This is a genomic window from Hyphomicrobium sp. DMF-1 (assembly GCF_027886585.1).
Classification (GTDB): Bacteria; Pseudomonadota; Alphaproteobacteria; order Rhizobiales; family Hyphomicrobiaceae; genus Hyphomicrobium_C; species Hyphomicrobium_C zavarzinii.
Genome location: NZ_CP115706.1, coordinates 3,654,106 through 3,667,922, shown reverse-complemented (window position 1 = coordinate 3,667,922; position 13,817 = coordinate 3,654,106). Strand labels below are relative to the sequence as shown.

Sequence of the window (13,817 nt, the reverse complement as noted above, 5' to 3'; positions counted from 1 at the left end):
GCAACCTGGATGGGGTGGCGCGTTCACGCTGCTCTCACCAGGCCAGAGCCGCCATCGCTGCGAGGGCGCCCGGCGTTCCCGCCGGGAACAACCGCGCGAGCTTGTCTGGATCGATGTCGGCGCCCACCATGGTGTCGTGCCGGTGAATGCCGCCCGCGATGAACAGGGCGTCGAGGCCAGCCCCGTGCGCGCCTGCAAGATCGGTGCGCACCGCATCGCCGATGACCAGCACGCGCTCTGAAAGTACCTCCGCCCCTCGTATCCGGCTCGCCTCGGCCTTGGCTGCTGCGTAGGCCGTCGCGTGGGGCTTACCCGCCCAATAGACGCGCCCGCCCATATGCGCGTAGGCATCCGCAAGCGCGCCCGCGCAAAGGAACAGGCGGCCTCCCACATCCACCACCAGATCCGGATTGGCGCACACGAAGGGCAGATCGTGCGCGCGGGCATCCGTGAGCAGATCGCGGTAGCTTTCCACCGTTTCGTTGACATCGTCAGTGAGCCCTGTGCAGACCACGGCCTCCGCCTCGCCGAGTCCCACATCGGGCACCGAGGCCTTCTCGAAGAAAGCCGCGTCGCGCGCGCGTGGTCCGATGAAATGGACGCGCCTGTAGCCCTTCTCGCGGATATGCGCGAGCGCGATCTCTCCCGATGAAACGATCGCGTCGTAAGTGTCTGGCGGCACATGCCGCGCCTCCAGCATCGCCTCCACACGATGCGTGGGCACCGGCGCGTTGGTCACGAGAACCACGGTTCCCCCGTGCGCCCGGAAGCGCATGAGCGCTTCCGTGGCCCCGGCATAGGCGCGAACGCCGTCGTGAACGACACCCCATACATCGCAATAAAGCACGTCGTAGCGCAGAAGCAGGTCGGCAGCGCTTGAAATGATGGGGGGTGGGCTGGCGTCGGGAGGTGGTGAGATGGTCATGATCATCCGAACGGTGAAGGAGAGCGCGATCCAACCGCAACCCGCCCCGCGTGTCTACCGCCCTTAGGCCGCAGCCCTGTTTGATTCTGCTTTGAGTTTTCCGCGCGAAATTTTCCAAAATTTATGACGAATAACAAAATTATTTAAATAAAATTTGAAATGAAATAATCCGAGTTAACGGTAAATGAGCGTTTCAATTTAATTCGCTTAACGGGAGTTATAAAAGCGTGCCATTCCGGAGTGTTGTTATTGGAGTTTTCCCAGTATTCACGCCTTTGGGCCCGCACTCCGCTCAGAAACCCAAGGTCGCGATTGACGTAGTGGAGTGATCCGTGGCGAAGAAAGTCAAGGTCGCAAAAGTTCTTTCGTTCGAGGAGTTGTGCGGAAAGGTCATCCCGGTCTTTACCACCTCGCCGCAATGCGCGACCGTCATAGAGCTGCGGGATAATCATCCTCAGGAGCGTACCTACGTTCACACGCAGCAGGCGACGCTGAAATTCTCGGACACGGCTGCCGACACCCACAAGGTCTCCTTCACGCCCGCCGGAAGCGGCTACCTCGGCACCTTCACGCTCGGCCCTGTCAACCAGGTTGCCGACACGGTGGGCTGGACCTTCAAGCTCCAGGACGGCGCCATCGACTATCTGCAGGCTGGCCAGACCCTGGTCCAGACCTACAAGGTCACACTCACCGACATCACGGGCCGCACGGCAACCACCTCGGTCACCATCAAGATCGTGGGCACCAACGATGCACCGGTGATCACGTCTGCTGTCCAGGCGGCCACTGTCACCGAGATCGCGGACGGCGCGGCGGGTGAGAACGCGACGACGCACGCCCGCACCGGCACCGTCACCTTCAACGACGTGGACAAGCTCGACACGCACACAGCCAAGGTCGCGCCGCTCGGCAACGGCTATCTCGGCGCCCTGACCATCGGCTCGGTCAACCAGAACACCGATTCCATCGGCTGGACCTTTAGGGTCGCCGACAGCGTTCTGGATTCGCTCGGCCCGAACGATGTGCGCGTTCAGCAGTACCGCGTCACCGTCGACGACGGTCACGGCGGAACGGCCTCGCAGATCGTCACCATCACCATTCGCGGCGCCAACGACGGCGTCACCATCAGCGATCTCACGCCCGCCGCCAGCGGCGGCGATGTCACCGTCGACGAGGACGACCTCCCGACGGGCTCTGACACCACGAAGGAGTCGCTGACGTCGGTCGGCACCTTCAAGATCACCACGCCGGACGGGCTGGACGATCTGATCGTCGGCGGCCGCGCCATCATCACCAACGGCGTATTCACTGCCACCTCGTTCTCTTCGCCCCTGGGCAATACGCTGCGGTTCACGTCTTTCAACTCCGCAACCGGCGTCGTTACCTATTCCTACACGCTGAACGGCGCCGAGCAGCATACGGCTGGCGCGGGCGAAAACGCTCTGTTCGAGAGCTTTACCGTCGTCCTCACCGACCGCGACGGCAGCTCCGCCAACTCTTCGCTCGCAGTCCGCATTATCGACGACGTACCCTCGATCCGCGCAGTCGGTGTAACCGGCAAGCTCATCGTCGATGAGACCAATCTTGCATCCAACGCCACGGCGAGCTTTGCCGGCAGCTTCGCGAGCGCGTATGGCGCCGATGGCGCAGGCTCGCTTGTCTACGCGCTGGGTGTGAGCGCCCAGGGCGTGAACTCCGGCTTGATCGACACCGCCACCGGAAACGCCATCCTGCTCTTCAACGAAAGCGGCGCGATCGTCGGCCGCGTCGGCAGCTCGGGGGGCGCCGTCTCCTTCCGCGCTACCGTGGACAGCGCGGGCAACGTCACGCTCGACCAGCAGCGCGCCATCGCCCACACGGCGAACGCTGGGCCGGACGAGGCTGTCTCGATCGCCGCCAACCTGGTCACGCTGACGAGCCGGATTACCGATCGCGACGGGGATTCCGCTAGCGCGTCCGTCAACATCGGCGCCTCGCTGATCTTCAAGGACGACGCCCCGTCCATCTCGGTCGGAAACGCCGGTGCGCCCGCCCTCGTCGTCGACGAGAGCAATCTTGCGGTCAACGCAACCGCCAGCTTCGCGGGCAGCTTTATCGGTTCTTTTGGTGCAGATGGAGCGGGCTCGCTCGTCTATGCGCTGGGTGTGAGCGCCCAGGGCGTGAACTCTGGCTTGATCGACACCGCCACCGGAAACGCGATCTTCTTGTTCAACGAAAGCGGTGCGATCGTCGGACGCGTCGGAAGCTCAGCCGGCGACGTCTCCTTCCGTGTCACCGTGGACGCCTCTGGGAACGTGACGCTCGACCAGCAGCGCGCGATCGTGCACACGGACAGCACGAATCCTGACGAATCTGTCTCGATCGCCGCCAATCTCGTTTCGCTGACCGGACGGATCACCGATCGCGATGGCGATGCTGCAACGGCAACGCTCGACATCGGCGGCTCGCTGATTTTCAAGGATGATGCCCCGGCCATCGGGGTCAGGAACGCGAGCATTCCCTTGCTCGCCGTCGATGAGACCGCCCTCGGAAGCGACGCGAGCACAAACGTCGCCGCCAATTTCGGCACCACCTACGGCGCCGATGGCGCGGGCGCAATCACCTACGCGCTCATCAACATCACCCCGGGTGTCGACACGGGTCTCGTCGATACGGCCAGCGGCGACAGCATACTGCTCTTCAGCGAGGGTGGCGCAATCGTCGGCCGCGCCGGCAACTCGGCGGGCGCAATCTCCTTCACCGTCACCATCGACAGTGCCGGCAATGTTACGCTCGACCAGCAGCGCGCCATCGCGCATACGCCGGATACAGGCCCGAACCAGTCGGTTTCCCTCGGCGCCAATTTCATCTCGGTCAGCGCAACCATCACCGACAGGGATGGCGACTTTGCCAGGGCGAGCATTGATATCGGCTCTTCCCTCGTGTTCCACGACGACGCACCGGCTGCCCGTAACGACGCAGACGCCGTGACCGCCGTGTCGAGTCCCGTCGCGACGGGCAACGTGGTTTCCGGGCTCGACGGCGGTCTCGGGACCGATAGCAACGGCACGGATGGCGTGGCCGATACCCTCGGCGCCGACGGCTTCGGCTCCATCTCCTGGGCCGGCGCCGTGGGGAGCACGGTTGCGGGCGGCTACGGCAATCTCACGGTTGATGCTGCTGGCAATTATTCTTACACCGTCAACAGCAACCACCCGACGGTGCTCGCGCTAAACAGCAACCAGTCCCTCACAGAGACGTTCACCTATACCATCCGCGATGCGGACGGTGACCCCGCGATCGCCACCCTCACCATCACAGTCAACGGCGCCGACGATCCGGTGACCATCTCCGGCCTCGACGTTGCGGGCGGAGAGCTGGTCGTGGACGAGGATGATCTCGCGGCCAGCCGTGGCGCGGGCGAGTCGGCCGGCTCGTCGCCGAACGCTGCGGCTCTCACGCAAACGGGTACCTTCACGATCACAGCGCCCGATGGTGTCGCTGCCATCAGCGTGCACAACACGTCCGTGCCGCTTACAGGGCCGTTCCCGCTCAACATCACGACGCCGCTCGGCAACACGCTCTCGATCACCGGCTTCAATGCGGCGACCGGCGTTGTCAGCTACGCCTATACGCTGCTCGACAATGAGGCGCATCCGGCCGGGCTCGGCGAGAACAGCATCACCGAGAGCTTTACGGTTGAGGTCACCGATACGGACGGCTCGCAGGCCACGGGTTCCATCGACGTCCGCATTGTCGACGACATCGTGAGCGTCGATATCGGCGGCGCCAGCACCGTGAACGAGAACGGCGCGCCGGTAAACGGAACCTATCAGTTCACCGCCGGTGCCGACGGCCTGCTCCTGGGCCAGCTCATGGTCAACGTCGACGGCACCAACGTTCAGGTGGTCGATGTGAACGCCCTGCTCGACGGCGAGACGATCGTCACGTCCGCGGGAACACTGGTGGTCGGCGCTCCGACGCCGGCCGGAACGGGAACGTGGACCTTCACGCCGTCCTCCATCTCGGCAACCGCCAACGTGAACATCACGATCAGCATGACGGATGGCGATCTCGACACTGCCTCCGACACCCACATCATCCGCGTCGTGAACGTGAACACGCCGCTGGTGATCAGCGGTGCTGCGAGCGGCCTCGTCGAGGAGGAGCACGGCCTTCCCGGCGGCATCGAAGATCAAGTCTCGGGTCCGCCGGACCTCGATGCCGACACGGCCGGAAACTTCGGCCTGACGAGCAACGTGCACCAGGGCAGCTTCGGTTCCGTGGTCACCGGTGGGATCGACGGAGCTTTGAGCTTCGCGTTCGCCGGGTTGAGCGGCAATCCCGCCGTGCAGACGGTCGCCAATGGCGCCCTCACCTCCGCCGGCCGTCCGGTGTACTTCGCGACCAGCGGCGGCAACCTGATCGGCTATACCAACGGAGACGGCGGCAGCGGTCCGTATGGTGCCGGCGATACCAAGGTGTTCGAGCTCGCGCTCACCGACACCGCAACCGGTGCCTACACCTTCACGCTCCTCGCTCCTGTCGATCATCCGGCGGGCGGCGGAGAGAACACCCTCGCCATCAATCTCAACGGACGTGTCGTCGTCTCCGACGCGGGCGGGCCGGTGGGCGATACCAACGTGCCGCTCAATGCGTCGATCACCGTGATCGACGACGTGCCGGTCGCAGTCGGCGACACGGCCTCCGTCGTCGAGGGTGAGGGCAAGGATTTCAACTGCGCCTTCGTGCTCGATTTCAGCGGCAGCATCGACAATGTCGAGTTGAACCAGATGTTGCAGGCCGTTGCGACGGCCGCCCAGCAGCTCTTCGATGGCACCAGCGGCGATGTGCGCGTGCACCTGTTCCCGTTCGCGGGCGATGCCACGTCGTACGGTCCTTTCACGACCTTTGCCGCGCTTCAGGCCCAGTTGAACGCCATCAATCCGCTGGCGGGCGGCACGGCCCCGGGCTCTATTGGCTTCACCACGGACTTCACCGCGGCCATCCAGCAGACGATGGCGGTCTACACGCCGCTCGCAGGCTGGAGCAATCAGGTCTTCTTCCTGAGCGACGGCAATCCGAACGAGCAGACCGGATCCACCGGCGGCTCGCTGAACGATCCGACCACGATCGCCTGGAACGCGTTCGTCAACGGCGCGAACCCGATCAACGTCACCACGATCGGTATCGGCGACGGCATCAACACTGCGCGTCTGCAGGATGTGGATGTCGATGGTTCGGGCGCGCCGATCAGCGTCGGCAACTTCGACGAGTTGATCGATACGCTGCTCAGCGTCGTGCTGGGCGGTGACATCTCGGGCAACGTGCTGACCAACGACGGCTTCGGTGCCGACGGCGCAGGCCGCATCGCCTCGATCGCGATCAACGGCGTCACCTATTCCTATAACGGCACCCAGATCACCTCGAGCGCAGGAGGCGCGCCGGTCGCCGGAAATCTCCTGAGCAACATCACGACCGAGATCGGCGGCAGGCTCACGTTCAACTTCGCGACGGGCGCCTGGCACTTCACCGCCCCGACCGGAATCGCGGCCGACCGCATCGGCACCTTCAACTACACGATCGTCGATCGTGATGGAGACAGCAGCACGGCCTCGCTGCAGATTACGGTGCAGAACGCCAACGAAGCGCCCGTCAATACCGTTCCGGCTTCCATCGGGGTCCAGGAGGACACGCCGACCAAGCTCTCCGGCATCTCTTTCGCGGACGCCGACATCGGAACATCGAACCTCACCGTAACGCTTTCGATCCCGGGCGCGAGCGGTGCTCTAACGGCATCGTCGGCTTCCGGCGTAACCGTCGGAGGAAGCGCGAGCGCGCTCACGCTCACGGGAACGTTGGCGGCCATCAACGCCTTCTTGCTGAACCCGGCGCAGGGCGTCACGTTCACGCCGCTTGCGAACTCCACGGCCGACGTCACGCTTACCGTCACCTCGAACGACGGCGGCGCGTCCGGCCTGGGCGGAGCCAAGATCGATAGCGACACCGTTCTCCTCGATCTCACTCCGGTGAACGACGCCCCGGTCGCGACCATCACGGCGGCAAGCTACGCGGCGATCGAGGACACCAGCCTCGCGCTTCATGGCACGGGCCTGTCGGTTTTCGATGTGGATGCGGGTAGCGCGTCGATTGTCGCCCAGCTCTCTGTCACCGCGGGTATTCTCAACGTGACGGCAGGCAACAGCGGTGCATCGGTGAGCGGCAGCGGCAGCTCGACCGTGACCATCACCGGCAGCCAGCAGCAGATCAACAACCTGCTCGGCGGCATCGACACCGGGCCGGGATCGGCAGGGTCCATCCACTACGTGGCCAACCTGGATACGCCGCCTGCCAATGCGACGCTTAGCCTGCACGTGAACGACACGGGAGACACGGGTGCGGGTGGCGCGCTGACCGATACCAAGTCGGTGCTCATCAACATCACGCCGGTGGATGATGCTCCGGTGGCACGCGACGACGCCATCATCACGAACATCGCGGGTAACCCCGCCTCGATCGTGATCCCGGACTATGCGTTGCTCTACAACGATACCGACGCGGAAGGCCAATCCATCACGCTCACCAACGTGTTCAGCGCCTCCGGCGGCACCGTGACGGATGGATCGGGAAGCGTCACGTTCTCGGACCCCAACCCGCGCGGCGGCTCGTTCAGCTACACGGCGACCGCCGGATCGTTGACGGACACCGCGACGGTCACCATCGATCGCGTCAATTCCAATACGGACCCGCTCAATGGCGACAACAACGCCAACATTCTCATCAGCGGAACCAACGGTGATGAAATCAATGGCTTCGGTGGAAACGACGTTCTGATCGGCAACTCAGGCAACGATGAGTTGAACGGCGGGCTCGGCAACGATCTCTTGGTCGGTGGCTCGGGAAGCGACTATTTCATCTTCAACACGACGCTCAACAGCACGACGAATGTCGATACAATTCTCGACTTCGACGCAAACCCTTCGGACGGCAGCCAGGACTATATTCTTCTCGACAACGGGGCAGGGATCTTCTCCGCACTGCCCGGAGGCACGCTGTCGTCGGCCGCCTTCGTTGCCAACACCACGGGCGAGGCGAGCGCGTCCAGCCAACGCATCATCTTCGACACCAACACGGGGGCGCTCTACTACGACGCCGACGGCAACGGCGCTGGTGCCAAGGTTCAGTTTGCTACGCTGACCCTATCTGGCATCTCCGGCGGTGCGGCCGCCGTGGATCACACCGATTTCTACGTGATCTAACCCGGCAGATATTTGGCCCGGCAGATATTTGGACTGCATCTTCGGCGGGGCCGTTCGCGGCTCCGCCTTTTTTGTTGAGCGCAGCAAAGAAATCTCTTGTGTGTTGCGAATCAAGCCCGAAGAGGTCGCGAATCAGTCGAGAATCGCTCATTGCTGGGGATTAGTCGTTTTCGTTACGCTCCGCCCGACTTGGGGGCGTCTATAGAATTTGCATGAGCGGGGGCCGGCGACGGCGCAGCGAGGGGGATAGCATGACGAGAGGTCGCGTAGCCGTAGCGATCGTCGCAGCCGCTGGGTTGTCTGCGATTTCGCAGCCATCTCATGCAGATATGGGCAAGGCCCCGGTCGGCCCGAATGGCTATACGCTGTCCTTCGACGGCGGCTATCTTCATCAGGACGGACCGGATGTGACGGGCCACGGTATCGTTGTGACGTCGGGCGGCCCGGAGCAGGACACCTTCGTTTCGCCCAATGACGGCTATTTCGTCGGCGGCCAGATCGGCTACGAGAACGGCACGCCGTACCTCTTCGATTTCAATCGCTTCGAAGTCTACCTGCTCTACGGCAACGCCGACGACAGCGCGCGCAACATCGCGCCGCCCCTCGCGGACATCATCCTGAAGAACGTGGACGGAACCCTTCTCGGCGCTGGCGGTGGCCTGACAGGGCGCACCAAGGTCGAGCGCGAGACCTGGGAAGTCGGCTTCCGCCTCGAGGATGATGACGTCGTCAACGCCACGACGACCGTGACGTGGGCCTTTGCGCCCTTCATCCGCAGCTTCGAGGAAGACACCAGCACGCTCGTCACGACGACGCTCTGCTGCGAATTCCGCCGCGGCGCGAGCGTGGATGCGCTGCTCTACGGTATGGCCGTCTCGGCTGAGCCGGAGACCTGGCTCACATCCAACGTCGCCCTGGTGGGGCGCGTCGGGGCCGGCATCTATGGCTATGACGCAGACGGCAAGTTCCGGTCGAGCTCCAACGGCACGCCCGACATTTTCGCCGCCACCATTTCCGATAATGACTCCGGCGTGGGCTTCCGTGGCCTGCTCGGCATCGGTCTGAAGGTGAAGCTCTCGCAGACGGCCAACCTCGAAGGTTTCGCCGAGGCCGATTACTTCTCCAACGTCCCGACCGCGCACCTGACCAGCAACAAGATCGTCGGTTTGGAATCCCACGTTCAGGACGACGACCTCTGGGAGTTGAGGACAGGCCTCCGCATCACCATCGGGCTCGGCTCCGCGCCGAACTGACGCGCGCAGGATCGGAAAGTCTGAAAGTAGGAGAAGGCGGCCGCATCTGCGTGCCGCCTTTTTTCATTGTCTCTCAGGGCGTGGCGCGGGTGCCTTGCAGCCAGTACCCGGCGCCGACTGCGATCTGGTGAGCCGCGAGCGTAGTGCCGAGGCGGCCGAAGGCAGGCTCCTCACCCCGCCACCACCGTTGGAGCTGCCGCAAGAGATCGCCCGGCATGTCGAAGTTGAGCCAGGACTCGTCGCCGCTCAACGCCGCCGAAATCCAGGCATAGCTGAACTTGTACTCGATGAAGTAGGCCATGCGCCCGGTGCGGATCTCGAACCCGGCCACCACCTGCGCGGCGGGCCCCGCGAACTGGTACTCGCTGGTGCGCCGGTCTCGCGCTTCGCGGGGAAACCACACCTCGACATGGGGAAGCGCAAAGCCCGCTCCGACGCCGAGGTAGGGTCGGATACGCGGCGTGATGTTGGCGAGGCGCAACAGGGGCGTGAACAGAAGCACATTGTGCCCGTGCGTGAACTCCAGCCGGTCGAACACCTCCGTGAGCTTCACGCGCCCCGGCGCCGGCCCGCCCTTGAGAGTGCCTTCGGTGTCCACGTCCTCGATCACCGGGTTCTTGAGCTTGCGCCCGTGCGCACCCTTGCCGAGGCGCGCCACCGCCTTGTTATGGAGGAAATCCACCATGAAGCTGAGCGGCGCGGCGCCGGAGACCGCACGCACGCCGCCATCGATCGGAAAGCGGAGAGCGTCGCCATCCCACCCGAGCGCCTTGAGCGTGAGATCCGTGCCGTCCGGCCGCGTCATGTGCACGTCGCTGCGCGCATAGAGCGGTTGCGCCACGTAGCCCGCGACGAACGTCTCGCGCGTAGCTGAGCCAGCGTGCTCGGGTGTGGGAGAGGAGACGCCCGCCCGCTCATCTGGCGTTTCGTTTGGCGCCGCTGCCTCGGAGAGGATGCTTGAGACCGCCAAGATGCCGAGCATTCCGGCAGCGAAGAGAGTTCCGGCCCGTTCCGCGAGCAGCGCTGGGCGTAGCGTCGGCCGCCCCTCTTGAACACAGGAGCCCGCCAGCGTCATAGGCATGATCGTATGTCCCCCAAGAGAACTCCCGCGCGTCCGCCCCGCGCAGCGGTGTCATAGGATTGTGTGCGCCCTCACACCGCTTCGTCCAGAACGGCGGTGGCGTTGGCGGCGCACTGCTTGAGCTCATGCATGTCGAGCACGTCGAAGGCGCGACGCCCCATCGTCGAGATGACACCGCGCGATTTGAGTTGCGTGATTTGGCGGCAGACCGTTTCGAGGCGCAGGCCCAGGCATTCCGCCATCTCCATCCGGGAGAGCGGCAGAGACAGACCGAGCGCGCACGGGCGCTCCTGGCAGCCGCGCACGACGGAGCGGGCCATCCGGTCTGCGATGACGTAAAGCAGGCTCGCCACTTTTTCCTGCGCGGTCGTCCGCCCGAGCAGGAACGCCCAGTTCCGCGCGCCGTCGAGGTCCGAAACAAGGCGCTTGAGAAGCGCCCGTTCGAGCTCGGGGTAGTCGCGCAGCACGTTCTCGAACGCGCGGCCGGAGCAGCAGCAGAGCTCGAGCGTAGTCGCGGCCTCCGCTGAAAGCGTCGAGCCGTCCGCGAACGGCCGGCCCACGAAATCCGATGGGAATTGCAGGCCGACGATCTGCTGACGGCCGTCAGGCTTGGTGATGACGAGCTTCACGACTCCGGAGACGAGGATCGCGAACGAGTTCGGCTGCTCGACGGCGCCATAGATGACGCGGCCGGCCGGAATGCGAACGCGATGCATGACGCGCGAAAGCGCATTGGCGGCGTCGTCGCTGATCTTGCCGCAAAGCGCGGCAGACCGGACAGGACAGGTGCTGCATCGGGCGGGAATGGTCATGGGGTCGTCTGCTGCTCCTGACGGCTCCAGGCATCCACCCGATGAATGGCCGCAGGGCCGCCACGAGCAGAACGCCGAAATGCCCTCGAACGCCCGTTCTCATCCCGTGAGATCGGCAAACGCACCAGGGTTGGCCGCAGTATGCACCCGGACTGGGGTCCCGGTGTTTGAGCAACGTCAAGTCGTCAGGAAGGAGGCGAAATTGGTGCCGGCTGAGAGATTTGAACTCCCGACCAACGGTTTACAAAACCGCTGCTCTACCACTGAGCTAAGCCGGCAGGCTTGTGCAACGGGTACGGGCAAGGCGCGCATGGCCAAGCCGACACGAAGCAGTGGCTTCTTTTATCGAACTCCCGGGCTCGGAAAAAGGGTCTTCGTGCCACGGCCTCAGACGCGTCCGCGCACCCGGTCCGCCAGGCGCTTGAGGGCGGGCTGCCGGCCCAGAAACGCTTTTGTCCTGAGCCCGGCGGCCAGGGGCAGGCCGGTCCAGGAGAGCGGCGCCGTCAGGTCGGCCAGCGGGGCGGGTACGGCGCCGAGCCGACGCTTGAAGTCATAATCGCCGATGCCGAGGTCGAAGGTGCTTAGCCCATCCGCGACAAGATGCTCCAGCACGGCGAGCAGCGTCATCCGGCCAGGCGAGAAACGCCCCCACTGCGTATCGTCACTCGCGATCCTCAGCACGATGAAGCGATCCGGCCCCCGAACTCCGAACACGGCTCCCACCGGAACGTCCCCGGAGAACAGCGTGAACACGTCCGCGAAGCCGGGGCCGGTTCCGCGTTCGATCACGGACCGGTAGAAGCGGCCATAGGCGGGCTGATCGAGGCGATAGCGCCGTTCCGTGCCGCTCCAACGCGCGGACTGAAGGGTTTCGAGCCGCTCGAAGGCGGCGGCGACCTCAGCTCCTCCTGCCGCACGGTTGAGCCTGAGCGCGCCAGCGGAGGCGATGTGGCGCTCGCAGCGCTCCACCTCCTTGCGCACCTTGCGGCCGAGCGCCGCCACATGGTCGCGCACGCTGCCCCCGAGCGAGATCACGTGACCTCTCATGCGGGAGGGAACGGCGGCCGGGTCGGTTGCGAGCGGGTTGGCTTCCGTGGCGACCTGCGGTAACAGGCGCTCGAAGCGGACGAGATCGTAACGCGAGAGGGCGGCTTTGATGGCTGCGTTGAAAGCCGGGCCATCGGTGGCGGCTTTCGGAAAGGCGGCCCCGATGAGGGGCGCGGCATAGTCGGTCACGCCGAAATCCGCGAACCGAACCGTCTTGAAGCCTTTTTCCCGCGTCGCGGCGAGCGGCAGAACGGCGGCGACGGCATCGTCGGCGCGCCGCCGGACCACCACGCCGAATGCTTCGGCCCCAGCCTCGGGCGCGAGTGTGTCGATAAGCGGACCGAGCCAGTAGGGCGACGTAAATGCGCTCTGCGCTCTCTCGGCTCCGAGGGCACCGGCCAAGGTCAGAAGATCTGTCGGCGGGCAGATCTCGGCACAATACATCAGGCGTTCCTGACCCAAATCAGCGGGCGACAGGCGCGATATCGCGGATTTCTCCGATGCGCTCGGTATCGAGCTCGAACTCGATGGGCCGCAGCGTCTTGCGCGCCTTCTTGAGGAGACCTGCGCGCTTCACGCCCGCCTGGAGAGCAGCCTTGGCCCAGAAGCCAGGCCCCTCGATCGAACGGCTGCGAGGCGTGACGCCCAGCTTGTGGCGCAGAATGCCGTTTGCGAGGTTGATCATCTGCGAACGGCGGATCGGCTCCGTCCAGTACTCGGTCGTCATCGACACGTTGAGGCAGTCGAGGTTCTCGACGCGGTGAGGAGCATTCAGCGGCCAGTGCAGCATCTCGCCGCCTTCGATCTCGAAGACCTGCGCATAGCGATCGTAGGAAGGTTCGAACGGAATGTCGATTTCGAGCTGGTAGAGCGCGATCCTCTCGAGATCCTCGTCGCGCCGGAACGGCGGCTCGGCAGGATAAACATAGACGCGCTTCTTGCCGTGGATCTGCCAGAGCGATTGGCCCGGCAGATCCATGTGATAGTAGACCTCGGCCTTGGGCGATGAGATGAGAATGCCCATCGTGCTCGAGAAGGCACTGAAGCCGGGCACGCGCTCGGCGATCTCGCCGAAGAGCTGGTCGAGCAGCGCGCGGAAGCGTTTGTCCACGGCGCTCACGTTGCGCAGGTTGAGCCACATGCGTCCGTTGCCGATGCTCTCGATCACGCGCGCACCGGAAAGCTTGCCGATCTCGCCTTCGCGCCAGAGACGGCGCTGCCCGGGCGTCCCCACCTGCACGAGCGAATAATGCTGCCGGGGATAGCTGTCGATCAGCTCGGCCAGCGTATCCATCGAGAACAGAGGATCTGTGTGCAGGCGGTGCTTCAGCCGCAAGGGCTCGCTGGCCCACCGGCGCGCCGTATCCGCGCTCCAATCGGTGAAGATGGCTTCGCTCATTGGATCAACTGCCACACTGAAGATGTTGAGAAGACAAATAGAGTTAGTGCTCTCGAATGGCG

General features: G+C 64.4%; 7 protein-coding genes and 1 tRNA gene. 2 read left to right on the top strand and 6 right to left on the bottom strand.

Annotated elements, in window-relative coordinates:
• Positions 1–34: 34 nt before the first annotated feature.
• Entirely contained in the window at positions 35–925 is an 891-nt protein-coding gene (locus PE058_RS16760) for a TIGR01459 family HAD-type hydrolase (protein ID WP_271028925.1), read from the bottom strand.
• A 332-nt stretch (positions 926–1,257) separates the two neighbouring features.
• Between PE058_RS16760 and PE058_RS16755 the strand changes: the two genes are divergently transcribed.
• Both PE058_RS16755 and PE058_RS16750 read left to right on the top strand, forming a co-directional pair.
• Positions 1,258–8,163: a DUF5801 repeats-in-toxin domain-containing protein gene (locus PE058_RS16755; protein WP_271028924.1), complete on the top strand. Its 6,906-nt coding sequence runs from the start codon at positions 1,258–1,260 to the stop codon at positions 8,161–8,163.
• Between the two features lie 251 nt (positions 8,164–8,414).
• Positions 8,415–9,416 carry a hypothetical protein gene (locus PE058_RS16750; RefSeq protein WP_271028923.1) on the top strand — a complete coding sequence of 334 codons (1,002 nt, stop codon included), beginning with the start codon at positions 8,415–8,417 and terminating at the stop codon, positions 9,414–9,416.
• Between the two features lie 73 nt (positions 9,417–9,489).
• Here PE058_RS16750 and PE058_RS16745 read toward each other — a convergent pair whose 3' ends face one another.
• The 5 genes from PE058_RS16745 to PE058_RS16725 all read right to left on the bottom strand — a co-directional run bounded on the left by PE058_RS16745 (position 9,490) and on the right by PE058_RS16725 (position 13,755).
• Positions 9,490–10,497, bottom strand: a complete 1,008-nt coding sequence (locus PE058_RS16745) for a lipid A oxidase (RefSeq protein ID WP_271028922.1) — start codon at positions 10,495–10,497, stop codon at positions 9,490–9,492.
• A gap of 71 nt (positions 10,498–10,568) precedes the next feature.
• The gene (locus PE058_RS16740) at positions 10,569–11,309 is read right to left on the bottom strand and encodes a Crp/Fnr family transcriptional regulator (protein WP_020085360.1); all 741 of its coding nucleotides are present in this window, start codon (positions 11,307–11,309) and stop codon (positions 10,569–10,571) included.
• A gap of 203 nt (positions 11,310–11,512) precedes the next feature.
• Positions 11,513–11,587 (bottom strand) — tRNA-Thr (locus tag PE058_RS16735).
• A gap of 109 nt (positions 11,588–11,696) precedes the next feature.
• Positions 11,697–12,800 carry a GNAT family N-acetyltransferase gene (locus tag PE058_RS16730; protein ID WP_020085361.1) on the bottom strand — a complete coding sequence of 368 codons (1,104 nt, stop codon included), beginning with the start codon at positions 12,798–12,800 and terminating at the stop codon, positions 11,697–11,699.
• 19 nt (positions 12,801–12,819) lie between these two features.
• Positions 12,820–13,755, bottom strand: coding sequence for a hypothetical protein (locus PE058_RS16725; RefSeq protein WP_020085362.1), 936 nt, complete (start codon positions 13,753–13,755; stop codon positions 12,820–12,822).
• Positions 13,756–13,817 lie beyond the last annotated feature (62 nt).

What these genes read in the sequence shown, in the direction of transcription:
- PE058_RS16760 (WP_271028925.1), bottom strand. Translation starts at nt 925, where the DNA reads ATGACCATCTCACCACCTCCCGACGCCAGCCCACCCCCCATCATTTCA.
- PE058_RS16750 (WP_271028923.1), top strand. Translation starts at nt 8,415, where the DNA reads ATGACGAGAGGTCGCGTAGCCGTAGCGATCGTCGCAGCCGCTGGGTTG.
- PE058_RS16745 (WP_271028922.1), bottom strand. Translation starts at nt 10,497, where the DNA reads ATGCCTATGACGCTGGCGGGCTCCTGTGTTCAAGAGGGGCGGCCGACG.
- PE058_RS16740 (WP_020085360.1), bottom strand. Translation starts at nt 11,309, where the DNA reads ATGACCATTCCCGCCCGATGCAGCACCTGTCCTGTCCGGTCTGCCGCG.
- PE058_RS16730 (WP_020085361.1), bottom strand. Translation starts at nt 12,800, where the DNA reads ATGTATTGTGCCGAGATCTGCCCGCCGACAGATCTTCTGACCTTGGCC.
- PE058_RS16725 (WP_020085362.1), bottom strand. Translation starts at nt 13,755, where the DNA reads ATGAGCGAAGCCATCTTCACCGATTGGAGCGCGGATACGGCGCGCCGG.